Genomic DNA, 22,816 nt, shown 5'->3' with positions numbered 1-22,816 from the left:
CGATGACCTCGCAGCTGATCCCCGAGGAGGAGCTGGCCGCGATCCGCGGTCAGTTCCCGATCCTCGAGCGCACCGTGCGCGGGGGCAAGCCGCTCGTCTACCTCGACTCCGGCGCGACCTCGCAGAAGCCGCTTGCCGTCCTCGACGCCGAGCGCGACTTCCTCGTCACCGCCAACTCCGCGCCGCACCGTGGTGCGCACGCGCTGTCCGAGGAGGCCACCGAGGCCTACGAGAGCGCCCGGGCCGACATCGCCGGGCTCATCGGCGCCCAGCCGCGCGAGGTGGTCTTCACCAAGAACGCGACCGAGGCGCTCAACCTCGCCGCCTATGCCTTCTCCAACGCCGAGGCGGGGTCCCCCCTTCGTCTCGGTGAGGGCGACGAGGTGCTCATCACCGAGGCCGAGCACCACGCCAACCTCATCCCGTGGCAGGAGCTGTGCCGACGCACCGGCGCGACCCTGCGCTGGATCGGCGTGACGACCGACGGCCGGCTCGACCTCGACCAGCTCGACGAGATGGTCACCGAGCGGACCAAGATCGTGGCCTTCACGCACGCGTCCAACGTCCTCGGGGCCGTCACCGACGTCCCGCGGGTCGTCGCCGCCGCCCGCGCCGTCGGGGCCATCACGGTCCTCGACGCGTGCCAGTCGGTGCCGCACCTGCCCGTCGACGTCGCCGAGCTGGGTGTCGACCTGCTCGCCTTCTCCGGCCACAAGATGTACGGCCCGAGCGGCATCGGCGTGCTCTGGGGTCGCTACGACCTGCTCGAGCAGATGCCCGCCTTCCTCACCGGCGGCTCGATGATCGAGATCGTGCGCATGGAGGGCAGCACCTATGCGCCGCCGCCCACGCGCTTCGAGGCCGGCGTGCCGATGACCAGCCAGGCGATCGGCCTCGGCGCCGCCGTGCGCTGGATGCAGGACATCGGCGTAGAGCGCATCGCCGCGCACGAGCAGGCGCTCACCGCGCGGCTGCTCGACGCGCTCGCGCAGCGCCCGTGGGTGCGTCTCGTCGGCCCCGCCGACACCTACCACCGCGGCTCGGCCGTGTCCTTCGTCGTCGACGGGGTGCACGCCCACGACGTCGGCCAGGTCCTCGACGACCAGGGCGTCGCCGTGCGGGTCGGCCACCACTGCGCGTGGCCGCTGCACCGCGCCTTCGGCGTCGCGGCGACCACCCGCGCCTCGCTGGCGGTCTACAACACGCCGGCCGAGATCGACGCGCTCGTCGCGGCGCTCGACCGGGTGCCCGAGATCTTCGGCATCGATCGGGGGGCCGCCTGATGGACCTCTACCAGGAGCTCATCCTCGACCACTCCAAGCGCAAGGTCGGCCACGGCCTGCGCGAGGGGCACGTCGCCGAGGTGCACCACGTCAACCCGACCTGTGGCGACGAGGTGACGCTGCGCGTCCACCTCGACGGCACCGGCCCCGACGCCCACATCACCGACATCTCCTACGAGGCGATGGGCTGCTCGATCTCGATGGCGAGCACCTCGATCCTCGCCGAGGAGGTCACCGGTGAGGTGATCCACGACGCCATGGACGTCCACGCCGCGATGCGGCACATGCTGACCAGCCGTGGTCAGGACCCGGGCGACGAGGAGGTCATCGGCGACGGCGTCGCCCTGGCCGGTGTCGCCCAGTACCCGGCGCGCGTCAAGTGCGCGCTGCTCGGCTGGATGGCCCTCACCGACGCCCTGGCCCAGGCCGGCGTCGACGTCCCCAGCACGACCGAAGGAGAGTCCGCATGACCGCCCAGGCCCCGACCCCGAGCAATGTCGCCGATGTCGAGGAGGCCCTGCGCGACGTCGTCGACCCCGAGCTCGGCATCAACGTCGTCGACCTCGGCCTCGTCTACGGCATCACCGTCGACCCGCAGAACCACGCCGTCATCGACATGACCCTCACGTCCGCGGCCTGCCCGCTGACCGACGTCATCGAGGACCAGGTCGACGGTGCGCTGGCCGACATCGTCGCCGACGCCCGGATCAACTGGGTCTGGATGCCGCCGTGGGGCCCGGACAAGATCACCGACGACGGGCGCGAGCAGCTGCGCGCCCTCGGCTTCAACATCTGAGCGACCCCTGACGATGACCCGCACGGTCGAGGTCGGCCCCGAGCGGCTGGACCGGTGGGTCGAGGGCTTCGGTGCCCGGCACGACGGCGTCACGCGCGCCGACGAGCCGGGCACCGTCGTGCTCACCGGCGGTGACGGCGCCACGGCGACGGGGGAGCGCTTCGACCACGAGCGGATCGGGCTGGTCCTCGTGCGGCGCGGCGGGTACGCCGTCGGCCGTGACGAAGGGGGTGACCTCACCGCGCACACGTGCGGCACCGCCTACGTGCAGTCCCGGACGAAGAAGGGCGGCTGGAGCCAGCAGCGCTATGCCCGTCGGCGTGGCAACCAGGCCGACGGCGTGCTCGACAAGGTGCGGGAGATCTCCCTTCGCCATCTGGGGCCGGGCGCGGTCGACGCACTCGTCCTCGGTGGTGACCGGAGGATGGCCGAGCAGGTCCTCGACGACCCCCGTCTGGCGCACCTGCGGGACCTGCCGCGCCGGACCCTGTGGGACCTGCCCGACCCACGGCTGGCGGTCCTGCGGGACGCCGCGCGCCGGGCTCGGGCGGTGCGGGTCGTGATCACGCCGGTGCCGACCGACGGAGGAGCGCTCGACTAGAGTGCCCCGCGAACGCGGGCCGACGGCGGCCCGCCCGGGGGATCGGGGGATCTCATGCTGCGTCGACCACTCGTCGCCCTCGTGGCGCTCGGCGTCTCGTGGACCGTGGTGAGTGCCTCGGCGGTCGCCGCCGATCCCGCGGCGCCGACGCCCGCACCGACCTCGACGCCTCCCCTGCCCGAGCCGTGGATGCGTCCCGGCGAGGTGGCTCCGCAGGCCTACCAGGGCACGCCGCAGACGCAGTCCCTGGTGGCGAGCGCCCCACAGCGCCGATCCCTGGGGCCGGGGGTGCGGACCGCGGCGGTCGTCGCCGACTCGGCGTGGTCCTGGTACATGGATCCGCGGGTCCTCGGCACGCGCACCGCGACCTATCTCAGCTCGGTGCGCAACAACGGCGACATCCAGGTGACCAAGGTGGCCCGGGGGAGCGCCGAGCTGTCGCACACCGTCCTCGCCGCCCGCTTCCAGGCGGACGACCACAACGCGCCCTCGCTCACCGAGCTGCCCGACGGGCGGATCGCGGCCTTCTGGACGGCGCACTCGAGCGTTCCCGCGCGCTACCGCATCACGAAGCGCCCGGGTGACCTGTCGAGCTTCGGTCCCACGCTCCGGCTCACCGGCTCGGGGCTGGAGTCGGCCCCCTCGACCTACACGACGATGCTGCAGGTGGAGGGCGCCGCCTACCGCTACCACCTCTTCACCCGACGCACGTCGGACAACGCGTGGGTGATGACGCGCAGCAAGGACCTCGCGTCGTGGACACCGGCCGTGCGCCTCTTCGCGCACGAGGGGCGGGAGGACCCGCCCTACCCGAAGTTCGTGACGGCGGGCGACGGCACCATCAACATCGCGGTGTCCGACACGATGGCCTCGCCCGGGCAGCGCAGCTCGATGTACCACCTGACGCTGCGTGACGGGGTCTTCCGCCAGAGTGACGGCACCCCGATCCGCACGCTGGCAGAGGTCGCGGGGAGCGCCGGTCAGGCCCCGCGACCCATCGACCCGCGCGAGGCGACCCTCGTCTACGACGGCCGCAGCGCCGACGGCCGGGCGCGCGTCTACGACATCGCCGTGTCGGGTGGGGTGCCCACCATCGTCCTGACGACGGGCGCCGAGGACGGCACGTGGACCTACAAGTGGTTCCGCCACCTCGCAGGCACGTGGACGATGCGCACCCTCGACCGTGCCGGCGGCGCGCAGCCGTCGGGGATCACCCTGCGTCACGACGACGCCGACCGCGTTTTCCTCTCCCGCGGGGAGGGGGACGTGGGCAGCCGCGAGCTCTACGAGTACCGCACGGGCGACGACGGGGCGTCCTGGCAGGCGCGTGCGGTCACGCACGGGTCGACCAAGGGCAACCGGACCCCGGCCGCCCCGTGGGGAGCGCAGGACGGGTCGGTGTCGACGGCATGGCTCGCCGGCCCGTACACCTCCTTCAGCTCGGGCCAGTGGGCGACGACGGTCTCCATCGAGACGACCGACCCGGCGCCCCTCGAGCTGCGCTCGACGTGGCCGATCGGGTGGTCGAAGGGCAAGGGCATCGACGGCCGGATCACCGCGGGTGTCGGCGGGGTCGGCGTCCCCGGCCAGCGCGCCTGGATCGTCGCCCGGCTGCCCGGTGGAGAGGAGCGCCGGAGGAACTCGGCCCTCACCGACGCCGACGGATCGGTGCACCTCGCGGTCAACCGCTACTACCCGAGGGGGACGCGGGTGCGGGTCGAGGTGCCGGCTGCCGGCGGATGGGGGCGGGCGAGCACCGCGTCGGTCGACACCGCCACGGACACGACGGCCATCGACCTGGACTCGACGTGGCTGCCCGGGTGGGACCGGGGCCTGGGCGTCGGCGCCTCGGTGACGCAGGTCCGGGACGGCGCGCCCCGGGTCGGCGCGAAGGTGTGGGTGCTGGCGCGCTTCCCCGGCGGGACCGAGCAGCGGCGCAACTCAGCGGTGACCGACACGCAGGGATCGGTGCACCTGGGGATCAACCGCTACTACCCGAAGGGCACGCGCATCCGACTGCAGGTGCCGGCGCAGAGCGGGTGGGGCTCGGCAACGAGCGAGAGTCACTGGACGGGCAGCTGAGCCCCGCTCAGATGTTGTTGGGGTCGCTGACCTCGAAGGTGTCGCAGGTGTTGACCGAGTCGGTCTTCATCCCGCGCAGGAGCCAGGCCTGACGCGCCTTCGCCGAGCCGTGCGTCCAGCTCTCGGGGTTGACGCCGCCGCCCGACTTCTTCTGGATCTCGTCATCGCCGACGGACTTGGCCGCGCCCATGGCGTTCTTGATGTCCGACTCGCTGATGTCGGTGATGAGGACCTCGCCGTTGGCGTCCTTGGTCTCGGTCGCGTGCTTCATCCACATGCCGGCGAAGCAGTCGGCCATGAGCTCGACGCGCACGGCGCCCGAGTCGGCGCCCTTCGGGTCCTGCTGCGCGCGGTCGAGGATGCCGTAGACGTTCTGGATGTGGTGGCCGTACTCGTGGGCGAGGACGTAGAGCTCGGCGAGCGTGCCGTCCTGGGCGCCGAGCTGCTGCTCCATGATGTCGAAGAAGTCGGTGTCGATGAAGATCTTCTCGTCGAGGGGGCAGTAGAAGGGCCCGACCTGGTTGCTCGCGGTGCCGCACTGGGACTGGGTCTGACCCGTGTAGACGACCGTCTGGGCCGGGCCGCGGAACTGCTGCCCGGCGTCGTCGAGGGCCTTGGCCAGGTCCGGCTGGTCGCTCCAGAAGTCCTGCAGGCTGTTCTCGCCGAGGACCATGAGGCAGCGGCGCTCCTTCTTCGCGTCGGCGCCCGTCTTGCAGTTGTCCTGCACCCAGGAGTCGCCGCCCGCTCCCGCCGTGTCCTGCGGAGCACCGCCACCGCCGCCCCCGGTCGGGTCGAAGCCGAGCAGGACCATGACGATGACGACGATGACGCCGACGATGCCGCCGCCACCCGCGATGACCGGGCCGCGGCCTCCGCCGCCTCCTCCACCACCCATGCGGGAGGTGTCGAGCGACGCGTTGTCGTTGATGCTCATCTGCTGGCCTCCATCGGGGGCAGGGTCTCGACCGATGCACGCGGATGCGGGAACCCCCGGATCCGCGACTTACACTAGCCGCCGACCGACCCTTCGTACGTGCAGGAGAACCACCCGTGATCACAGCCAGCGGCATCGAGCTGCGCGCCGGGTCCCGGATCCTCCTCGAGGACGCCAGCTTCCGTGTGGCGGCGGGCGACCGGGTCGGTCTCGTGGGACGCAACGGCGCCGGCAAGACCACCCTGACCAAGGTCCTGGCAGGGCAGGGTCAGCCGGCCGCCGGGAGCGTCACCTCGAGCGGCGGCATCGGCTACCTCCCGCAGGACCCCCGCACCGGTGACCTCACCGTCACCGCGCGTCAGCGCATCCTCTCCGCCCGCGGCCTCGACCGCATCGTCACGGACCGGCGTACGGCCGAGCAGCGGATGGCCAGCGCCGACGCCGAGACGCAGGAGCGGGCGATGTCTCGCTTCGCGCGGCTGCAGGAGGAGTTCGAGGCCGCCGGCGGCTACGCCGCGGAGTCGGAGGCGGCGAGCATCGCCTCGGCGCTCGGGATCGACGAGGCCCGGCTCGACCAGACCCTCGAGACCCTCTCCGGTGGCCAGCGTCGTCGGGTGGAGCTCGCCCGGATCCTCTTCTCCGGCCACGAGACCCTGCTGCTCGACGAGCCGACCAACCACCTCGACGCCGACTCGATCACGTGGCTGCGCGACCACCTCAAGAGCTACAAGGGCGGGCTCATCATCATCAGCCACGACGTCGACCTGCTCGAGGTCGTCGTCAACCGCGTCTTCCACCTCGACGCCAACCGCTGCGAGATCGACCAGTACAACATGGGCTGGAAGAACTACCTCCAGCAGCGCGAGACGGACGAGCGCCGTCGCAAGCGCGAGCTGCAGAACGCGCAGAAGAAGGCCGGCGCCCTGCTCGACCAGGCCGAGAAGATGCGCGCCAAGGCCACCAAGGCCACCGCCGCCCAGCAGATGATCAAGCGCGCCGAGCGGATGCTCGCCGGCGTCGAGGGGGAGCGGACCCAGGACCGCGTGGCCAAGCTGCGCTTCCCCGACCCCGCGCCCTGCGGGCGGACCCCCCTTCGTGCCTCTGGCCTCTCCCGCTCCTACGGGAGCCTCGAGATCTTCACCGACGTCGACCTCGCGATCGACCGGGGGAGCAAGGTCGTCGTCCTCGGGCTCAACGGCGCCGGCAAGACGACGCTGCTGCGGATGCTCGCCGGGGTCGACGCACCGGACACCGGGCAGGTCGAGCCCGGGCACGGCCTCAAGCTCGGCTACTACGCGCAGGAGCACGAAAACCTCGACGTGGACCGCTCGGTCCTGGCGAACATGAAGTCCGCGGCCCCCGACCTGGGGGAGACCGAGGTGCGCAAGGTGCTCGGCTCCTTCCTCTTCACCGGTGACGACGTCGACAAGCCGGCCGGGGTGCTCTCCGGCGGCGAGAAGACGCGGCTGTCCCTCGCCCTGCTCGTCGTCTCCAGCGCCAACGTCCTGCTCCTCGACGAGCCGACCAACAACCTCGACCCGGCCAGCCGCGAGGAGATCCTCGGGGCGCTGTCGACCTTCAAGGGCGCGGTCGTCCTCGTCACCCACGACGAGGGGGCCGTCGACGCGCTGCAGCCGGAGCGGATCCTGCTGCTGCCCGACGGCGTGGAGGACTTCTACAGCGCCGACTACCGGGACCTCGTCACCCTCGCCTGACCACGCCGGCCCACCTCGCGCTCCATCAGGTGAGACGCATAACAGGCAGTTATGCAATCCATAAGGGCACTCGTAGGATGGGCGGGTGACTGTGACGACCCGCCCCACCCGCACGAAGTCCACCGGCGCCTGGGCCGACGGCGACCGGACCCCGCTGAACCACAACGAGGAGTTCAAGCAGGAGGACGACGCGCTCAACGTGCGTGCGCGGATCGAGGACGTCTACGCCCAGGGCGGCTTCGCCTCGATCTCGCCGGACGACCTGTCCGGTCGCTTCCGCTGGTGGGGGCTGTACACCCAGCGCAAGCAGGGGCTCGACGGCACGCACACCGGCGAGGACGGCCTCGACGACGAGTACTTCATGATGCGCGTGCGCAGCGACGGCGGCCGGATGAGCACCGAGCAGCTGCGCACCGTCGCGGGGATCAGCACCGAGTTCGCCCGGGACACCGCCGACGTCTCCGACCGGCAGAACATCCAGCTGCACTGGGTGCGCATCGAGGACGTGCCGGAGATCTGGCGCCGCCTCGAGTCGGTGGGGCTGTCGACGACGGAGGCCTGCGGCGACTGCCCGCGCACGATGCTCGGCTCGCCGGTCGCCGGCATCGACAAGGCCGAGATCATCGACGGCACCCCGGCCATGGACATCATCAAGCGCGAGCACATCGGCAGCCCCGAGTTCTCCAACCTGCCGCGCAAGTACAAGACGGCGATCTCCGGCTCGCCGGTGCTCGACATCGCCCACGAGATCAACGACATCTCCTTCGTCGGCGTCGAGCACCCCGAGCACGGTCCCGGCTTCGACGTGTGGGTCGGCGGCGGCCTGTCGGTCAAGCCGATCTTCGCCCAGCGTCTCGGCGTCTGGGTCCCGATCGAGGACGTCCCTGCCGTGTGGCACGGGGTCACCTCGATCTTCCGTGATCACGGCTACCGGCGCCTGCGCAACAAGGCCCGGCTGAAGTTCCTCATGGCCGACTGGGGCGCGGAGAAGTTCCGCCAGGTCCTCGAGGACGACTACCTCGGCCGCCGTCTCGTGGACGGTCCGGAGGCGGTCGCTCCGAAGGGGAGCCGCCGCGACCACGTCGGCATCCACGAGCAGGTCGACGGCCGGGTCTGGGTCGGCGCCGCGCCGATCGCCGGACGCATGACGGGGACCAAGCTGACCCGCCTCGCCGAACTGGCGGAGGCGGCCGGCTCGCAGCGGATCCGCTTCACCCCGCACCAGAAGATCCTCGTCCTCGACGTCGAGCCCGACCGGGCGGACGCGCTGGCCGCGGACCTCAAGGAGATCGACCTCGACGTCCACCCGAGCGAGTGGCGCCGCAACGTCCTCGCGTGCACGGGCCTCGAGTTCTGCAAGCTCGCCCTGACCGACACCAAGAACCGCGCCCGGTGGACCGTCGAGGAGCTCGAGAAGCGCCTGACCATCGACGTCCCCTTCAGCATCCACTTCAACGGCTGCCCCAACAGCTGCGCCCGCAGCCAGGTCGCCGACGTGGGCCTCAAGGGCATGCTCGACAAGCGCGAGGACGGCACCCACCAGGAGGTCTTCCAGGTCCACCTCGGTGGCGCCCTCGCGGAGGAGACCGCCCTGGCCCGCAAGACCCGTGCCCTCAAGGTGGCCGGCGACGACCTGCCCGACTACATCGAGCGCCTCGCCCGCACCTACCTCGCCCAGCGGGACGAAGGGGAGTCCTTCGCCCTGTGGGTGCGCCGCGCCGACGAGGACGACATCCGATGAGCACGCTCCTGGACACCGACCGCCTGCGCGAGCTCGCCCGTGAGGGGCAGGAGCGGTTCGACGCGCTCGAGGCGGAGCTCGGCGGTACCCACGAGGGCCGGGTCGAGATCGGCCGGCAGGCGCTGCAGTGGGCCCACGAGACCTTCGGCGAGGGGCTGACCGTCGCCAGCTCGATGGGTGACGAGGTGCTCGTCCACCTCGTCGGCACGACCCTCGAGGGCGCCGATGTCTTCTTCCTCGACACCGGCTACCACTTCGCCGAGACGCTCGGTACCCGCGACGCCTACGAGGCCATGCTGCCGATCAGCATCCGCACGATCTACCCGAAGCTCACCGTCGCCGAGCAGGACGCCGAGCACGGGCCGAAGCTGCACGACCGGGATCCCAACCTGTGCTGCGCGATGCGCAAGGTCGAGCCGCTCAACCGGGCGCTCGAGGACCACGACGCCTGGGTGACTGGCATGCGCCGCGAGGACGCGCCGACCCGCACCGACATCACCGTCGTCGGGTGGGACGAGCGTCGCGGCATGGTCAAGCTCAACCCCATCGCGGGCTGGACGCAGGACGACGTCGACCAGTACGCCGCAGAGCAGTCGGTCTTCCTCAACCCCCTTCGCCAGAGCGGCTACGCCTCGATCGGCTGCGCGCCCTGCACCCGCCCGGTCGCCGAGGGCGAGGACGCCCGCGCCGGACGCTGGTCGGGCACCGACAAGGTCGAGTGCGGCCTGCACACGTGAGCTCGTGACCACGATCCTGCTCGCGCACGGCTCGCCCGACGCGCGGCACGCGGCGACCCTGGAGCGGCTGCGCGCCCGGGTCGCCGGACCGCTCGACGAGGCGGGGCGCGGGAGCACCCACCTCGTCTACATCGAGCACGACCACCCGCGTCCTGACGAGCTCGGGCCCGGCATCGCCGACGAGGTCACGGTCGTACCGATGCTCATCACCCCGGCATTCCACGCGCGGGTCGACGTCCCGGCGGCCGTGCGGGCCTTCGGCGCCGGCGGTGCCCACGCCCGGGTCACGAGCGCCCTCGGTGGCCACCCGCTGCTCCTCGACGCCGTCGACGAGCGGCTGCGGGCCGCGGGCCACGACCCCGGCAGTCCGACCCTGCTCGTCGCCGGCGGGTCGAGCTCCGGGCAGGCCGGGCAGAGCATCCGTCGGCTGCTCGACGCGCACCCGCGCGAGGGCTGGCTGACCATGACCCTCGCTGCGCCCCGCGCCGGTGCCGCACGGGGCCGGCTCGTCGTGCCGGCCACCCTCGCGGAGGGTGTGCTGCACGACAGGGTGGCCGCCCTCGCCGAGGCGAACGGTGCCCCCTTCATCCCGGGGGGACTGGCCGACACCGACGCCGTCGCACGCCTCGTCCTGCACCGCGTCCTCGGCTGAGGCCGGCGCCCGCGGCACTTTGCGTGCGCGGGAATCCCTTGTGGTGCACCGTGGTTGTCGCACCGGGGACGACAAGGAGCGGACGATGATGATGAACAGCACCTGGGGGCTCATGCAGTCGATGAGCCGGGGTGACTCGGTGACCTCGACACCGCTGCCCAAGGGCACCGCCAGGCGGGTCCTCGGCTACGCGGCGCCCTTCAAGGGCACCATCGCGGCCTTCCTCGGGCTCGTCGCCGTCGGCTCGATGACCGTCGTGGCCGTGCCACTGCTCCTGCAGCGCCTCATCGACGACGGGGTCACGCCGCAGGACCGGCAGGTCGTCGTCGTCATCGCCCTGCTCGTCGCCGCGATCGCCGTCGTCGAGGCCGTGACGAGCCTCGTCCAGCGGTGGCTGTCCGCGCGCATCGGCGAGGGGCTGATCCACCTGCTGCGCACCGAGGTCTTCGCCCACGTGCTGCGCCAGCCGATCGCCTTCTTCACCCGCGCGCAGACCGGTGCCCTCGTCAGCCGGCTCAACAGCGACGTCATCGGGGCCCAGCAGGCCTTCACGACGGTGCTCTCGTCGGTCGTCAGCAATGTCATCTCGCTCGTGCTCATCCTCGGCGCGATGTTCGCCCTGTCGTGGCAGCTGACCCTCGCCTCGCTCGTGCTCGTGCCCTTCTTCGTCCTCCCGGCGAAGTGGATGGGCCGACGGCTGGCCGGGCTCGCCTCGGAGCAGATGAACCTCAACGCCGACCTCGGCAACCAGATGACCGAGCGGTTCAACGTCGCCGGTGCCCTCCTCGTGAAGATCTTCGGCTCGCCGGCCCGCGAGATCGAGCAGTACGACCAGCGGGCCGCCCGCGTGCGCGACATCGGCGTCAAGATCGCGACCAACCGGGCCTTCTTCTTCGTCATGCTCACCGCGCTGGCCTCGCTCGCGACCGCGATGGTCTACGGCGTCGGCGGGGTCATGGCCGTCGACGGAGCGCTGACCGTCGGCACGCTGCTCGCCCTGGCCGCGCTCCTCGCCCGCCTCTACGGGCCGCTCACGGCACTGTCCAACGTGCACGTCGACGTGCTCACCGCCCTCGTCTCCTTCGCCCGCCTCTTCGAGCTGCTCGACATGCCCTCGAGCATCCGGGAGGCACCCGACGCCCGGCCGCTGCCGCAGGGCGAGGCGCTGTCGGTCGAGCTCGACGACGTGCACTTCACATACCCCGGAGCCGACGCGATCTCCCTTCGCTCGCTCGAAGGTGCAACCACCGGCGACCGGGAGCAGGGCGGTCCGGTGCTGCAGGGCGTGACGCTGCGCGCCGAGCCCGGTCAGCTCGTCGCCCTCGTCGGGCCGAGCGGTGCCGGCAAGAGCACGATCACCTCTCTCGTCACCCGCTTCTACGACCCGACGAGCGGCAGCGTCCGCATCGGCGGTGTCGACCTGCGCGAGGCGACCCTCGACTCGGTGAGCGCCTCGGTCGGCATGGTGACCCAGGAGGCGCACCTCTTCCACGACACCATCCGCGCCAACCTCGCCTATGCCCGCCCGGAGGCGAGCGAGGACGAGTTGTGGGCCGCGCTCGAGGCCGCGCAGATCCGCTCGCTCGTCGCGGCGCTCCCGGCCGGGCTCGACACGGTCGTGGGGGACCGGGGGCACCGGCTGTCCGGTGGGGAGAAGCAGCGCTTCGCCATCGCCCGGCTGCTGCTCAAGTCACCGGCCGTGCTCATCCTCGACGAGGCGACCGCGCACCTCGACAGCGAGTCGGAGGTCGCCGTGCAACGGGCGCTCGACACCGCTCTCGAGGGGCGCACGGCCATCGTCATCGCCCACCGGCTGTCGACGGTCCGCGCCGCGGACCAGATCCTCGTCGTCGACGCGGGTCGCGTCGTCGAGCGCGGCACGCACGACGAGCTGCTCGCCGCGCACGGGCTCTACGCGTCGCTGCACGCCACGCAGTTCGAGGGGGAGGGCGACCCGGTCGAGGTCGGCTGACTCAGCCGTCCTCCTCGTCCCAGATCCGCACCTTCTTGGGCTTGGGGGCGCGCCCGGCGTCGCCCTGCTCCTGGCTCTCGCGGCGCAGCGCGAGGACGACGAAGAGCCACAGCGCCGGGATGACGAGCCACCACTGGATCGCATAGGCCAGGTGCGGCCCGGTGTCGGTGTCGGGCACCTCGAGCGGGTCTGGGCGTGGCCCGTCCGGCTCCTCCGACTGGAGCGCCACGTAGCCGCCGAGCACGTCGGCGTCGATCTGCTGCGAGACCTCGTCGAGGTTGATGCTCGCGACCTGACCGGTCGGCATGTCCCGCCCGAGGCTCTTCTCTCCCAGGCGGACCCAGCCGGTGACGGTCACCTCTCCACGCGGCGCGGCCGGGACCTCGGGGGCGACGTCCGCCCCCTTCGGGCTGTTGGGGACCCAGCCCCGGTCGACGAGGACGACACCGCCGTCCTCGAGGCGAAGGGGGAGGAGCACCTCGTAGCCGTAGGTCCCGTCGAGGGGACGGTTGCGCACGAGGACCTGCTCGGTGGTGAGGTACTCGCCGGTCGCGCGCACCCGGGTCCACTCGTGGTCCAGGCCCACCGGGTCGGTGCCCAGGACGTCCGTCACCGGGACCGGGTCGGCGGTGTAGTGACTCGTGATCCGGTCGGCGCTGGCGGACCTGGACTCGTACTTGCCCCACTGCCACTGGCCCAGCCACACGCAGGCCAGGGACACGACGAGGACGAGGAGGAACCACCCGAGCCACCTCGGGGTGAGGGCACGGCGCAGCATCAGCCGGCGTCGTCCGGGATCTCGTCGACCGCGCAAGTCGCGACGGGGAAGCCGCGCACCGCCAGGTGCTCGCGCAGGACCTCCTCGTGCTCGTCGCACGCGAGCCAGACCTTGCGCCGGGACTCGTCGTGGATGCGGGGGTTGCGCCACAGGACGGCGCGGGTCGCCGTCTGCCGGCACGCCTTGCGGCTGCAGATGAGCTCGTCCATCAGGCGCCCAGCTGCCGGCGGTGGTCGGTGACGGGCTGGAAGGTCTCGTCGGCGGCGCGGGGGCGGACGGCGTTGACGAGGACCACGGCGATGTAGGGCAGGACGACGGCGAGGCCCACGCAGACCCAGCGCAGCCAGCCCTCGAAGAAGTAGGCGCCGATGAAGCAGGCGGTGCGCAGGGCCATCGTCGCGAGGTACTGGCGCATCCGGCCGGCCTGCTCCTCGTGGAGCGAGATCGGCGCGGTGGTCACCGAGGGGACGGGCGTGTGGGGCACCCCTTCAGGGTACGTCGCGTGTCTGGGAGCCATCCGAGGGGCGGTCCGTGTCCGGCTACCCGGGGGTAGTGCTCTAGCGTCGGGACGGGCGTGACCTGACCCACACGAGCGGACACCAAGGAGAGAGATGACATCGCGGCGAGTGCTCGTCACCGGAGGCAACCGAGGCATCGGGGAGGCGATCGCGCGACGCCTGCTCGCCGACGGTCACCGCGTCGTCGTCACCTCCCGGTCCGGCGACCCGGTCGAGGGGCTCGACGTCGTCGCCTGCGAGATCACCGACAGCGACTCCGTCGACGCGGCCTTCACCGCGGCCAAGGAGCTGCTCGACGGTGAGGTCGAGGTCCTCGTCGCCAATGCCGGCGTCACCAAGGACACCCTGCTCATGCGGATGACCGACGACGACTTCTCGTCCGTCGTCGACACCAACCTGCACGGCACCTTCCGCTGCGTGCGCCGCGCGGCGACGCCGATGGTCAAGGCCCGCTTCGGCCGGGTCGTCCTGCTCTCGAGCGTCGTGGGCCTCTACGGCTCGCCGGGCCAGGCCAACTACGCGGCCTCGAAGTCCGGGCTCGTCGGCATCGCCCGCTCGATGACCCGTGAGCTCGGCGCCCGGGGCATCACCGCCAACGTCGTCGCGCCCGGCTTCATCGAGACCGACATGACCGCGGAGCTGCCCGACAAGACCAAGGCCGAGTACCAGGCCGCCATCCCGGCGCGGCGCTACGGCCAGGCCGACGAGGTCGCCGGCGCCGTCGCCTTCCTCGTCTCCGACGACGCGGCCTACGTCTCGGGTGCCGTCATCCCCGTCGACGGCGGCCTCGGCATGGGCCACTGAGCCCTCCCGCTCACCCCCGGACAACCCCCTTCGCGAAAGGCAGCAGATGCTCACCGGCAAGACCTTCCTCATCACCGGCGTCCTCATGGAGTCCTCGATCGCCTTCCACGTCGCCAAGCTCGCGCAGGAGCAGGGCGCGCAGGTGATCCTCACGAGCTTCGGGCGGACGATGAAGATCACCCGCACGATCGCCAAGCGCCTCCCGCAGGAGGCCCCGGTCATCGAGCTCGACGTCACGAGCGAGGAGGACCTCGCGGCCCTCGCCGACCGCATCGGCGAGCACACCGAGCGCCTCGACGGCGTCCTGCACTCGATCGGCTTCGCCCCCGAGGGGGCCTTCACCTTCCTCGACGCCGAGTGGCAGGACGTCGCGACGGCGATGCACGTCTCGGCCTACTCGCTCAAGGCTCTCGGGGTCGCGGCGCTGCCGATGATGACCGAGGGCGGGTCGATCGTGGGGCTGACCTTCGACGCGAGCTTCGCCTGGCCGGTCTACGACTGGATGGGCGTGGCCAAGGCGGCCTTCGAGTCGACCAACCGCTACCTCGCCCGTGACCTCGGCCCGAAGGGGGTCCGCTGCAACCTCGTCGCCGCCGGCCCCATCCGCACGACCGCGGCGAAGTCGATCCCCGGCTTCGAGCAGTTCGAGGAGTCGTGGGACGACCGTTCGCCTCTCGGCTGGGACGTCAACGACCCGGTGCCCACGGCCAAGGCCTGCACGATGCTGCTCTCCGACTGGTTCCCCGCCACGACCGGCGAGATCGTGCACGTCGACGGCGGCGTGCACGCGATGGGGATCTGAGCCACCTCTCCCGGTCCCTGAGGAAGGCCGTCCGCGGCCGGCTCGAAGGGTCGGCTCCCGGACCAGTGGGTCCCGTCCGGGCGAAGGGGACGTCGGCACCCGCCGAAGTCCTTGGCTGTCGTGTGGTTGCGTCGTCGTGCTCGACTTCGGCTTGATGTGTGCCGACATCCCCTTCGCCCTACCGCATGTCGTCCTGCAGTTCGGCGCCAGGAGGACCTGCCGGCCCCGGAATCTCGTTGGTCCCAGCGCGAACTGCAGGGCGACACGCGGTCAGGCGAGGGGGTGGCCGCCCTCGTCGTCGGGTTGGGGGAGCGGGTCGAGGCCGATGAGGTCGAGGACCCGGCGCAGGTCGGGCTCGTCGATGCTCGCGTCCGCCTGCTCGCGCACCGCCGGCTTGGCGCAGAAGGCGATGCCCAGCTCGGCGGCGGCCATCATGTCGAGGTCGTTGGCCCCGTCGCCCACGGCGACGGTGCGGTCCGGCTCGATGCCGGCGGAGGCCGCCAGCCGGCGCAGGAAGTCGGCCTTGGCCGCGCGGTCGACGACCTCGCCCAGCACCTTGCCGGTGAGGTGACCGTCGACCACCTCGAGGGTGTTGGCCCGCGCGGTGGGGATGCCGAGCTCGCGGGCCAGGTCGTCGACGATCTCGGTGAAGCCGCCACTGACCAGCCCGACGGTGTGACCCCCTTCGACCAGCGTGGTGACGAGGGTGCGGGCGCCGGGGGTGAGGCGCACGCTCGCCCGCACGCGGTCGAGGACCTCGACCGGCAGGTCGGCGAGGGTCGCGACCCGCGCGTGCAGGCTGCCGGCGAAGTCGAGCTCACCGCGCATCGCCGCCTCGGTGACGGCGGCGACCTCCTCACGGGTGCCGGCGTGCTCGGCGATGAGCTCGATCACCTCGTCCCGGATGAGCGTGCTGTCGACGTCCATGACGAGGGCGATCGGGCCCTCTCCGGGGAGCCGGCTCACGGGCGGTCCCCGACCTCTGCGTGGCTGCGTGGCATGGCCGCAGTCTAGGAGGCGTCGAAGACGTGCCCCTTGCCGACCACGGTGATCCCGGACTCGGTGACATGCAGTCCGCGGGCGCGGTCGGCCTCCGCATCGAGACCCAGCTCGATGCCGGCCGGCAGGCGCACGCCCTTGTCGACGATGACCCGGTGCAACCGCGCGTGCCGACCGACGTCGACACCGTCGAGCAGCACGCTGTCGCGCACCTCGGAGTAGCTGTGGACGAAGACCCCCGGCGAGAGCACCGAGTTGTCGACGTGGCCGCCCGAGACGACGACGCCGGGGGAGACGATCGAGTTCGTCGCGCCGCCGGCCCGCTCGTCGTCGGCGTGGACGAACTTCGCCGGTGGGTAGGGGCCGTGGTTGGTGTTGATCGGCCAGCTGTAGTTGTAGAGGTTGAAGACCGGGTGGATCGACGTCAGGTCGAGGTGGGCGTCGAAGTAGCTGTCGATCGTGCCGACGTCGCGCCAGTAGCCGCGGTCCCGGTCGGTCGACCCCGGCACGGTGTTGTCGGCGAAGTCGTAGGCGTGGGCGCTGCCCCGCGCGACGAAGTCGGGCACGATGTCGCCGCCCATGTCGTGCCGGCTGTCGGCCTCGGCGTCGCGCTTGACGGCATCCATGAGGGCATCGGTCGAGAAGACGTAGTTGCCCATCGACGCGTAGACCTCATGGGGTGCGTCCGGCAGGCCCACGGGGTCGGAGGGCTTCTCGCGGAAGGCCGTGATCCGTCGCCCGTCCTCGCCGACCTCCATGACCCCGAACTGGTCGGCCGTCGAGATCGGCTGCCGGATCGCCGCCACCGTGCACTCCGCGCCGGTGTCGAGGTGCTGCTCGACCATGTCGGAGAAGTCCATGCGGTAGACGTGGTCCGCCCCGACCACGACGACGATGTCCGGGCGCTCGTCGGTGATGGCGTTGAGCGACTGGTAGATCGCGTCGGCGCTGCCCGTGTACCAACTCTTGCCGCGGCGCTGCTGGGCCGGGATGGGCGCCACGTAGTGACCGAGCGGGGAGGCCAGCCGCCAGGCCTGGCTGACGTGGCGGTCGAGGCTGTGTGACTTGTACTGCGTCAGGACGATGATCTTGGCATAACCGGAGTTGACGACATTGCTCAGCGCGAAGTCGACGAGCCGGTAGATCCCGCCGAAGGGCACGGCCGGCTTGGCCCGGTCCGCGGTGAGCGGCATCAGTCGCTTGCCCTCACCTCCCGCGAGGACGATCGTCAGGACACTGGGCTGACCTCTGCGGACCATGTCGACTCCCTTCGCGGTGCCGGTGTCAGGGCCAACCTAGTGGCTCGCCGGTGTCCCTGTCCGCCCCCTCGCCCTAGGCTGACGGGGTGCGCGTCGACATCCTCAGCAAGGAGTACCCACCGGCGGTCTACGGCGGTGCCGGAGTCCACGTCGCCGAGCTGACCCGGGCCCTGCGGCAGCGGGGTGACACGGACGTGCGGGTGCGGTGCTTCGGCGCCCCGCGGGACGAAGGGGGGACGACGGCCTATCCCGACCCGCCGGGTCTGCAGGAGGCCAACCCCGCCCTGACGACGATGGGTGTCGACCTGGCAATGGCGGCCGACTGCGGGGGAGCGGACCTCGTGCACAGCCACACCTGGTACGCGAACTTCGCCGGCCACACGGCGAGCCTGCTGCACGGTGTGCCGCACGTCGTCTCGGCGCACAGCCTCGAGCCCCTGCGCCCGTGGAAGGCCGAGCAGCTCGGCGGCGGCTATGCCCTCTCGTCGTGGGTCGAGCGCACCGCCTACGAGGCAGCGGCCGGCGTCATCGCCGTGAGTCACGGCATGCGGGCCGACATCCTGCGCAGCTATCCCGCGATCGACCCCGACAGGGTCCACGTGGTGCACAACGGCATCGACGCCCGGCTGTGGCAGCCCGCGCACCGCCTCGACGTCGTGCGGCGCCACGGCGTCGACCCCGACCGCCCCTCGGTCGTCTTCGTCGGCCGAATCACCCGGCAAAAGGGCCTGCCGCACCTGCTGCGCGCGGCGCGCGAGCTGCCGCCCGAGGTGCAGGTCGTGCTCTGCGCCGGCGCCCCCGACACCCCGGAGATCCTCGCGGAGGTCGAGGCCCTCGTCGCCGAGCTGCGGGCGCGGCGGGACGGGGTGGTGTGGATCAGCGAGATGCTTCCCCGTGCCGAGGTCATCGCGCTGCTGACCGCGGCGACGGTCTTCGCCTGCCCGTCGGTCTACGAGCCTCTCGGCATCGTCAACCTCGAGGCCATGGCGTGCGAGCTGCCGGTCGTCGCGACCGCCACCGGTGGGATCCCCGAGGTCGTCGACGACGGCGTCACCGGGTGGCTCGTGCCGATCGAGCAGGTCCAGGACGGCACCGGCGCGCCGGTCGACCCGGCGCGCTTCGAGGCCGACCTCGCGGCGGCCCTCGTCGACGCCGTGTCCGACCCCGGGCGGGCGCGCGAACGTGGTCTCGCCGGGCGGCAGCGTGCGGTCGAACACTTCAGCTGGACGAGCATCGGCGATCGGACGATGGCGGTCTACGAGACGGTGCTCGCCCAGTCCTGACGGGTGATCTCGCTGATCACCTCGCCGAGCTCGGCGCCGGGCAGCGGGTCCTCCCACTCGCGGACCTCGATGCGCACCTCGCGCATCCCGAGGCGTCGCATGACGCCGCGAGAGCCGGTGTTGACGACCATCGTCTCGGCGCGCACGACGTCGAGGCCGGGGTCGGCGAAGCACTCTGCGAGCACGGCTCTCGCCCCCTCGACGGCCAGACCCTGCCGCCACCACCGGCCCGCGAGCCGGTAGCCGAGCTCGGCGGCACCCCCTTCGCGCGGCCACAGGGACCACCAGCCGACGGGCTCGTCCTCGACGTACCCGACCCACATCGGCCCGGGGATCTGCGGCGTCCAGAAGTCGCGCGCCTCCGCCTCGGTGCGGGCCCGCCCGAGTATGTGGCGCAGGACCTGCGCGTCGCCGTCGAGCTCGACGAGGAAGTCCAGGTCCCGCGCGACGATCGGCTCCAGCCGCAGGCGAGACGTGGTCAGCGTGCGCATCACCGGCTCGGCACCCAACCGGCCATCGCTGCGCAGGCGGCATTGGTCGCGTCGGCGAGGGTCCGCTCGCTCTCCCGCCGCAAGGAGCGAAGGGCGACGGCGCGCGACTCGTCACCCGCAGCCGTGAGGGCGCCGGAGGCCTGCAGGCCCACCTCGGCCGCGAGCGAGACGGTGCCGGCGAGCGCGATGACCTTGCGGGCCCGCTCCGGCAGCGCGGTGGGCAGGGCCCAGTCGGTGCCGAGACGCTCGTCGACGAGGTCGCGGGCGATCTCGTCGGCCCACGGGGTGCCGCCCACCGCGTCGAGCTCGTCGATGGCCAGGAGCAGCCGGCGGCGCAGGTGGCGCTCGAGCTGCGAGGGCTCGAGCGCCTCGATGCGGTGCGGGGGCACGGGGTCGGCGTCGTGGGCCATCCAGTCGATGCGCAGGCCCTCGGCCCCCGCAGAGCCGAAGGTCGAGACGCTCGGGACGAGCAGGCCGCCGAGCCCGGCGACGTAGAGCGCCTCCCCGGCGTCGGCCGCGGCATCGGTCGCGATCGGGCCGCAGCGCGGCAGCCCGGCGAGGTCGCCGGGAGAGGGCAGGGCCACGAGCACCGCCGCCTCGCCGAGGTCGCGCCACAGCCGCAGCTGCTCGACGAGGCCCTCGGTGTGGTCGACGTCGGGCAGGGCCCGTTCGACGGCCTCGGTGTGGGTGACGCCGCCCGCCCAGGCGTGCGTCACCCAGGCGGCGACACGGACGGATGCGGGCAGCTCGGGCATCTGACAGATGGTAGTCAGCGACGGTTAGGGTCGGGTCCATGAGTGATGTCCTCGCCCTGGCCGGTGCGACCGTGGTCCGCGGGGGATCCACCCTGCTGTCCGAGATCGACTGGGAGGTCGAGGAGGGTCAGCGCTGGGTCGTGCTCGGGCCCAACGGCGCCGGCAAGACGACGCTGCTGCAGCTCGCATCCGGGCGCATGCACCCGACCCGCGGGGTCGTCGGGATCCTCGGCGAGGTGATGGGTGCCGTCGACGTCTTCGAGCTGCGGCCCCGGATCGGTCTGGCCTCGGCGGCGCTCGCCGAGCGCATCCCCGGCCGCGAGCGGGTGGCCGACGTCGTCGTCACCGCCTCCTGGGGCGTCGTCGGCCGCTGGCGCGAGTCCTACGACGGCCTCGACCACGCGCGGGCCCTCGAGCTGCTCGAGGCCCTCGGCGCGGGCCACCTCGCCGACCGCACCTACGGCACCCTCTCCGAGGGCGAGCGCAAGCGGGTGCAGATCGCCCGGGCCCTCATGACCGACCCCGAGCTGATGCTCCTCGACGAGCCAGCGGCAGGCCTCGACCTCGGTGGCCGCGAGGACCTCGTCGGCCGGCTCGGCCAGATCGCCGGTGACCTCGAGGCCCCTGCGCTCGTCATGGTGACTCACCACGTCGAGGAGATCCCGCCGCACTTCACCGACGTGCTCCTCCTGCGCGAGGGTCAGGTCGTCGCGCAGGGCCCGCTCGAGATCACGCTCACCGAGGCCAACCTCTCCGAGACCTTCGGGCTCGACCTCGTGCTCGAGCAGCACGGGCAGCGCTGGGCGGCCCGCGCGCGCTCCTGAGGCCGGTGCCGGACACGCTGTGGTCACGACCGGTGGGCTGATCCCTCTTCGTCGGGGTGCGGTTGACATGATGGGGGCTCGACGCACGACCTAGGGGGCAATACATGGAGTGGCTCGGGGACAACCTCTGGCTGGCGTGGCTGGGCCTGGCGCTCGTCCTGATCGCGATCGAGGCGGCCACCGTCGACTTCGTCTTCGTCATGCTCTTCGGCGGGGCCCTCGTCGGGGCGCTGGCCGCCGGTCTCGGCGCACCCGTCGTCGTGCAGATCGTCGTGGCCGTGGCCGTGGCGCTGCTGCTCATCGCGGTGGTGCGCCCGATCGTCAAGCGGCAGTTCACCGATCCGGCCGCCTCCGCGGACATCGGGTCGGGTGCCCTGGCCGGCCGTCAGGCCCGTGTCCTCGAGACCGTCACCGAGACCGACGGGCGGGTCCGGCTCGCCGGTGAGACGTGGAGCGCCCGCGTCCCCGACGGCGCGCAGCCGTGCATGCCCGGTGACGAGGTCCGCGTCGTGTCGATCGACGGCGCGACCGCGATCGTCACCAAGACCCCCTGACCTGACCTTCCACGAAAGGACTCGCCCATGGACGGCGCCGGAATCCTCATCTTCCTGCTCGCGCTGCTCGTCTTCGCGCTCGTCATCCTCTTCAAGACGGTGCGCATCGTCCCGCAGCAGACCTCGCTGATCATCGAGCGCCTGGGTCGCTACTCGCGCACGCTCGAGGGGGGCATCCACATCCTCGTGCCCTTCGTCGACAAGGTGCGCGCCAGCATCGACCTGCGCGAGCAGGTCGTCAGCTTCCCGCCGCAGCCGGTGATCACCTCGGACAACCTCGTCGTCAACATCGACACGGTCATCTACTACACGGTCATCGACTCCAAGCGGGCCGTCTACGAGATCGCCAACTTCATCCAGGGCATCGAGCAGCTGACCGTCACGACGCTGCGCAATGTCATCGGCTCGCTCGACCTCGAGCAGACGCTGACCAGCCGTGACCAGATCAACGGCCAGCTCCGCGGCGCCCTCGACGAGGCGACCGGCCGCTGGGGCATCCGGGTCAACCGGGTCGAGCTCAAGGCGATCGACCCGCCGATGTCGATCCAGGAGTCGATGGAGAAGCAGATGAAGGCCGAGCGTGACCGTCGCGCCGCGATCCTCAACGCCGAGGGCGTCAAGCAGTCGCAGATCCTCACCGCCGAGGGTGAGAAGCAGTCGGCGATCCTGCGCGCCGAGGGCTCCGCCCAGGCGGCCGTCCTCGAGGCCCAGGGGCAGTCGCGAGCGATCAAGCAGGTCTTCGACGCGATCCACCGTGGCAAGCCGACGCAGAAGCTGCTCGCCTACCAGTACCTGCAGGTGCTGCCGCAGATCGCGACGGGCGACGCCAACAAGATGTGGATCATCCCCAGCGAGCTGACCGACGCCCTGCGCGGCATCGGTGGTGCGCTCGGTGGCGGCGACGGCGACGGGCCGAAGGGGGGTCTGGACTCGGAGGAGTGGGTCGACCCCGGCCCGGAGGACGCCAACGTCTTCGACCAGACTGCGCTCGAGGACCCGGGCGACGCCCTCGCCGAGGCGCGCGGTCAGGCCGGTCAGGCCAGTCGCGAGGCCACCGAGCACGCGACGCCCGCCTCGCGGGTCCAGCCGGCGAAGGGCCCCGGGGTCCGGCTGCCGGAGCCGACCGAGGCACCCGCCGGGCAGCCCCCGGCCCCCGCGCAGACGGACGCCGCCGAGTCGACCGAGGGGCCCGACGCGGCCCGCTGACCACACCGCGACCCCGCTCCACGACACCCG

The 22,816-nt window shown here is 71.9% G+C and carries 24 protein-coding genes; 16 read left to right on the top strand and 8 right to left on the bottom strand.

Features of this window, described 5'->3' with window-relative positions; genetic code table 11:
* Positions 1 to 2: 2 nt before the first annotated feature.
* Genes NMQ01_RS08330 through NMQ01_RS08310 form a run of 5 tightly spaced genes read left to right on the top strand, consistent with a single transcriptional unit; the run spans position 3 to position 4,762 of the window.
* Positions 3 to 1,283: a cysteine desulfurase gene (locus NMQ01_RS08330; RefSeq protein WP_255183486.1), complete on the top strand. Its 1,281-nt coding sequence runs from the start codon at positions 3 to 5 to the stop codon at positions 1,281 to 1,283.
* A complete protein-coding gene (sufU, locus tag NMQ01_RS08325; RefSeq protein ID WP_084451629.1) occupies positions 1,283 to 1,753 on the top strand; it encodes a Fe-S cluster assembly sulfur transfer protein SufU in 471 nt (156 codons plus the stop codon). Before NMQ01_RS08330 ends, sufU begins: the two co-directional genes overlap by 1 nt.
* Positions 1,750 to 2,079, top strand: coding sequence for a metal-sulfur cluster assembly factor (locus tag NMQ01_RS08320; RefSeq protein ID WP_255183485.1), 330 nt, complete (start codon positions 1,750 to 1,752; stop codon positions 2,077 to 2,079). Before sufU ends, NMQ01_RS08320 begins: the two co-directional genes overlap by 4 nt.
* Positions 2,080 to 2,092: 13 nt before the next feature.
* Entirely contained in the window at positions 2,093 to 2,680 is a 588-nt protein-coding gene (locus tag NMQ01_RS08315; protein ID WP_255183484.1) for an acVLRF1 family peptidyl-tRNA hydrolase, read from the top strand.
* A 54-nt stretch (positions 2,681 to 2,734) separates the two neighbouring features.
* The gene (locus NMQ01_RS08310) at positions 2,735 to 4,762 is read left to right on the top strand and encodes a BNR-4 repeat-containing protein (protein ID WP_255183483.1); all 2,028 of its coding nucleotides are present in this window, start codon (positions 2,735 to 2,737) and stop codon (positions 4,760 to 4,762) included.
* 7 nt (positions 4,763 to 4,769) lie between these two features.
* Here NMQ01_RS08310 and NMQ01_RS08305 read toward each other — a convergent pair whose 3' ends face one another.
* Positions 4,770 to 5,696, bottom strand: coding sequence for a neutral zinc metallopeptidase (locus tag NMQ01_RS08305; RefSeq protein ID WP_255183482.1), 927 nt, complete (start codon positions 5,694 to 5,696; stop codon positions 4,770 to 4,772).
* A gap of 116 nt (positions 5,697 to 5,812) precedes the next feature.
* Between NMQ01_RS08305 and NMQ01_RS08300 the strand changes: the two genes are divergently transcribed.
* The 5 genes from NMQ01_RS08300 to NMQ01_RS08280 all read left to right on the top strand — a co-directional run bounded on the left by NMQ01_RS08300 (position 5,813) and on the right by NMQ01_RS08280 (position 12,513).
* Positions 5,813 to 7,411, top strand: coding sequence for an ABC-F family ATP-binding cassette domain-containing protein (locus tag NMQ01_RS08300; RefSeq protein WP_255183481.1), 1,599 nt, complete (start codon positions 5,813 to 5,815; stop codon positions 7,409 to 7,411).
* A gap of 91 nt (positions 7,412 to 7,502) precedes the next feature.
* Positions 7,503 to 9,152 (top strand): nitrite/sulfite reductase, encoded by a 1,650-nt coding sequence (locus tag NMQ01_RS08295; RefSeq protein WP_255186342.1) that lies wholly within the window; start codon positions 7,503 to 7,505, stop codon positions 9,150 to 9,152.
* Positions 9,149 to 9,889, top strand: a complete 741-nt coding sequence (locus NMQ01_RS08290; RefSeq protein ID WP_255183480.1) for a phosphoadenylyl-sulfate reductase — start codon at positions 9,149 to 9,151, stop codon at positions 9,887 to 9,889. The genes NMQ01_RS08295 and NMQ01_RS08290 overlap by 4 nt, the downstream gene beginning before the upstream one ends.
* A gap of 4 nt (positions 9,890 to 9,893) precedes the next feature.
* Positions 9,894 to 10,541, top strand: coding sequence for a sirohydrochlorin chelatase (locus NMQ01_RS08285; protein WP_255183479.1), 648 nt, complete (start codon positions 9,894 to 9,896; stop codon positions 10,539 to 10,541).
* An 88-nt stretch (positions 10,542 to 10,629) separates the two neighbouring features.
* A complete protein-coding gene (locus NMQ01_RS08280; RefSeq protein WP_255186341.1) occupies positions 10,630 to 12,513 on the top strand; it encodes an ABC transporter ATP-binding protein in 1,884 nt (627 codons plus the stop codon).
* A 1-nt stretch (position 12,514) separates the two neighbouring features.
* On the opposite strand, the gene NMQ01_RS08275 is transcribed toward NMQ01_RS08280, so the two are convergent.
* Genes NMQ01_RS08275 through NMQ01_RS08265 form a run of 3 tightly spaced genes read right to left on the bottom strand, consistent with a single transcriptional unit; the run spans position 12,515 to position 13,775 of the window.
* Positions 12,515 to 13,291 (bottom strand): SURF1 family protein, encoded by a 777-nt coding sequence (locus tag NMQ01_RS08275; RefSeq protein ID WP_255183478.1) that lies wholly within the window; start codon positions 13,289 to 13,291, stop codon positions 12,515 to 12,517.
* Entirely contained in the window at positions 13,291 to 13,500 is a 210-nt protein-coding gene (locus tag NMQ01_RS08270) for a hypothetical protein (protein WP_255183477.1), read from the bottom strand. The genes NMQ01_RS08275 and NMQ01_RS08270 overlap by 1 nt, the downstream gene beginning before the upstream one ends.
* Positions 13,500 to 13,775 carry a DUF3099 domain-containing protein gene (locus NMQ01_RS08265; RefSeq protein ID WP_255183476.1) on the bottom strand — a complete coding sequence of 92 codons (276 nt, stop codon included), beginning with the start codon at positions 13,773 to 13,775 and terminating at the stop codon, positions 13,500 to 13,502. The genes NMQ01_RS08270 and NMQ01_RS08265 overlap by 1 nt, the downstream gene beginning before the upstream one ends.
* Positions 13,776 to 13,902: 127 nt before the next feature.
* Between NMQ01_RS08265 and fabG the strand changes: the two genes are divergently transcribed.
* Together fabG and fabI are read left to right on the top strand one after the other, a co-directional pair.
* Positions 13,903 to 14,613, top strand: a complete 711-nt coding sequence (gene fabG, locus NMQ01_RS08260; RefSeq protein WP_255183475.1) for a 3-oxoacyl-ACP reductase FabG — start codon at positions 13,903 to 13,905, stop codon at positions 14,611 to 14,613.
* Between the two features lie 46 nt (positions 14,614 to 14,659).
* Positions 14,660 to 15,415, top strand: a complete 756-nt coding sequence (gene fabI / locus NMQ01_RS08255; RefSeq protein WP_255183474.1) for an enoyl-ACP reductase FabI — start codon at positions 14,660 to 14,662, stop codon at positions 15,413 to 15,415.
* Positions 15,416 to 15,685: 270 nt separating this feature from the next.
* Here fabI and serB read toward each other — a convergent pair whose 3' ends face one another.
* Positions 15,686 to 16,381 (bottom strand): phosphoserine phosphatase SerB, encoded by a 696-nt coding sequence (gene serB, locus NMQ01_RS08250; RefSeq protein ID WP_255183473.1) that lies wholly within the window; start codon positions 16,379 to 16,381, stop codon positions 15,686 to 15,688.
* Between the two features lie 44 nt (positions 16,382 to 16,425).
* Positions 16,426 to 17,673: a glucose-1-phosphate adenylyltransferase gene (glgC, locus tag NMQ01_RS08245; protein WP_255183472.1), complete on the bottom strand. Its 1,248-nt coding sequence runs from the start codon at positions 17,671 to 17,673 to the stop codon at positions 16,426 to 16,428.
* Positions 17,674 to 17,759: 86 nt separating this feature from the next.
* Between glgC and glgA the strand changes: the two genes are divergently transcribed.
* Positions 17,760 to 18,956: a glycogen synthase gene (gene glgA, locus NMQ01_RS08240; protein WP_255183471.1), complete on the top strand. Its 1,197-nt coding sequence runs from the start codon at positions 17,760 to 17,762 to the stop codon at positions 18,954 to 18,956.
* On the opposite strand, the gene NMQ01_RS08235 is transcribed toward glgA, so the two are convergent.
* Together NMQ01_RS08235 and NMQ01_RS08230 are read right to left on the bottom strand one after the other, a co-directional pair.
* Positions 18,929 to 19,447, bottom strand: a complete 519-nt coding sequence (locus tag NMQ01_RS08235; protein ID WP_255183470.1) for a GNAT family N-acetyltransferase — start codon at positions 19,445 to 19,447, stop codon at positions 18,929 to 18,931. The genes glgA and NMQ01_RS08235 overlap by 28 nt on opposite strands.
* Positions 19,447 to 20,202: a hypothetical protein gene (locus NMQ01_RS08230; protein ID WP_255183469.1), complete on the bottom strand. Its 756-nt coding sequence runs from the start codon at positions 20,200 to 20,202 to the stop codon at positions 19,447 to 19,449. Before NMQ01_RS08230 ends, NMQ01_RS08235 begins: the two co-directional genes overlap by 1 nt.
* Positions 20,203 to 20,240: 38 nt before the next feature.
* On the opposite strand from NMQ01_RS08230, the gene NMQ01_RS08225 reads away from it, so the two are divergent.
* The 3 genes from NMQ01_RS08225 (at position 20,241) to NMQ01_RS08215 (ending at position 22,786) form a co-directional block, all read left to right on the top strand.
* Positions 20,241 to 21,026 (top strand): ABC transporter ATP-binding protein, encoded by a 786-nt coding sequence (locus tag NMQ01_RS08225; protein WP_255183468.1) that lies wholly within the window; start codon positions 20,241 to 20,243, stop codon positions 21,024 to 21,026.
* A gap of 104 nt (positions 21,027 to 21,130) precedes the next feature.
* The gene (locus NMQ01_RS08220) at positions 21,131 to 21,580 is read left to right on the top strand and encodes an NfeD family protein (protein ID WP_255183467.1); all 450 of its coding nucleotides are present in this window, start codon (positions 21,131 to 21,133) and stop codon (positions 21,578 to 21,580) included.
* Positions 21,581 to 21,607: 27 nt separating this feature from the next.
* Positions 21,608 to 22,786, top strand: a complete 1,179-nt coding sequence (locus NMQ01_RS08215; protein ID WP_255183466.1) for an SPFH domain-containing protein — start codon at positions 21,608 to 21,610, stop codon at positions 22,784 to 22,786.
* Positions 22,787 to 22,816: the final 30 nt, after the last annotated feature.

This window comes from Janibacter sp. CX7 (genome assembly GCF_024362365.1).
Taxonomy (GTDB): domain Bacteria; phylum Actinomycetota; class Actinomycetes; order Actinomycetales; family Dermatophilaceae; genus Janibacter.
Note: the sequence above shows the minus strand (reverse complement) of the source record. Positions and strands in the feature narration are given on the sequence as shown.

Excerpts from the sequence above, each read along its gene's own strand:
- NMQ01_RS08275 (WP_255183478.1), bottom strand. The coding sequence starts at position 13,291 with ATGCTGCGCCGTGCCCTCACCCCGAGGTGGCTCGGGTGGTTCCTCCTC.
- NMQ01_RS08330 (WP_255183486.1), top strand. The coding sequence starts at position 3 with ATGACCTCGCAGCTGATCCCCGAGGAGGAGCTGGCCGCGATCCGCGGT.
- NMQ01_RS08230 (WP_255183469.1), bottom strand. The coding sequence starts at position 20,202 with ATGCCCGAGCTGCCCGCATCCGTCCGTGTCGCCGCCTGGGTGACGCAC.
- NMQ01_RS08305 (WP_255183482.1), bottom strand. The coding sequence starts at position 5,696 with ATGAGCATCAACGACAACGCGTCGCTCGACACCTCCCGCATGGGTGGT.
- sufU (WP_084451629.1), top strand. The coding sequence starts at position 1,283 with ATGGACCTCTACCAGGAGCTCATCCTCGACCACTCCAAGCGCAAGGTC.
- NMQ01_RS08290 (WP_255183480.1), top strand. The coding sequence starts at position 9,149 with ATGAGCACGCTCCTGGACACCGACCGCCTGCGCGAGCTCGCCCGTGAG.
- NMQ01_RS08320 (WP_255183485.1), top strand. The coding sequence starts at position 1,750 with ATGACCGCCCAGGCCCCGACCCCGAGCAATGTCGCCGATGTCGAGGAG.
- NMQ01_RS08280 (WP_255186341.1), top strand. The coding sequence starts at position 10,630 with ATGATGAACAGCACCTGGGGGCTCATGCAGTCGATGAGCCGGGGTGAC.
- NMQ01_RS08225 (WP_255183468.1), top strand. The coding sequence starts at position 20,241 with ATGAGTGATGTCCTCGCCCTGGCCGGTGCGACCGTGGTCCGCGGGGGA.
- NMQ01_RS08220 (WP_255183467.1), top strand. The coding sequence starts at position 21,131 with ATGGAGTGGCTCGGGGACAACCTCTGGCTGGCGTGGCTGGGCCTGGCG.
- fabI (WP_255183474.1), top strand. The coding sequence starts at position 14,660 with ATGCTCACCGGCAAGACCTTCCTCATCACCGGCGTCCTCATGGAGTCC.
- fabG (WP_255183475.1), top strand. The coding sequence starts at position 13,903 with ATGACATCGCGGCGAGTGCTCGTCACCGGAGGCAACCGAGGCATCGGG.
- NMQ01_RS08315 (WP_255183484.1), top strand. The coding sequence starts at position 2,093 with ATGACCCGCACGGTCGAGGTCGGCCCCGAGCGGCTGGACCGGTGGGTC.
- NMQ01_RS08270 (WP_255183477.1), bottom strand. The coding sequence starts at position 13,500 with ATGGACGAGCTCATCTGCAGCCGCAAGGCGTGCCGGCAGACGGCGACC.
- NMQ01_RS08310 (WP_255183483.1), top strand. The coding sequence starts at position 2,735 with ATGCTGCGTCGACCACTCGTCGCCCTCGTGGCGCTCGGCGTCTCGTGG.
- NMQ01_RS08235 (WP_255183470.1), bottom strand. The coding sequence starts at position 19,447 with ATGCGCACGCTGACCACGTCTCGCCTGCGGCTGGAGCCGATCGTCGCG.
- NMQ01_RS08215 (WP_255183466.1), top strand. The coding sequence starts at position 21,608 with ATGGACGGCGCCGGAATCCTCATCTTCCTGCTCGCGCTGCTCGTCTTC.
- glgC (WP_255183472.1), bottom strand. The coding sequence starts at position 17,673 with ATGGTCCGCAGAGGTCAGCCCAGTGTCCTGACGATCGTCCTCGCGGGA.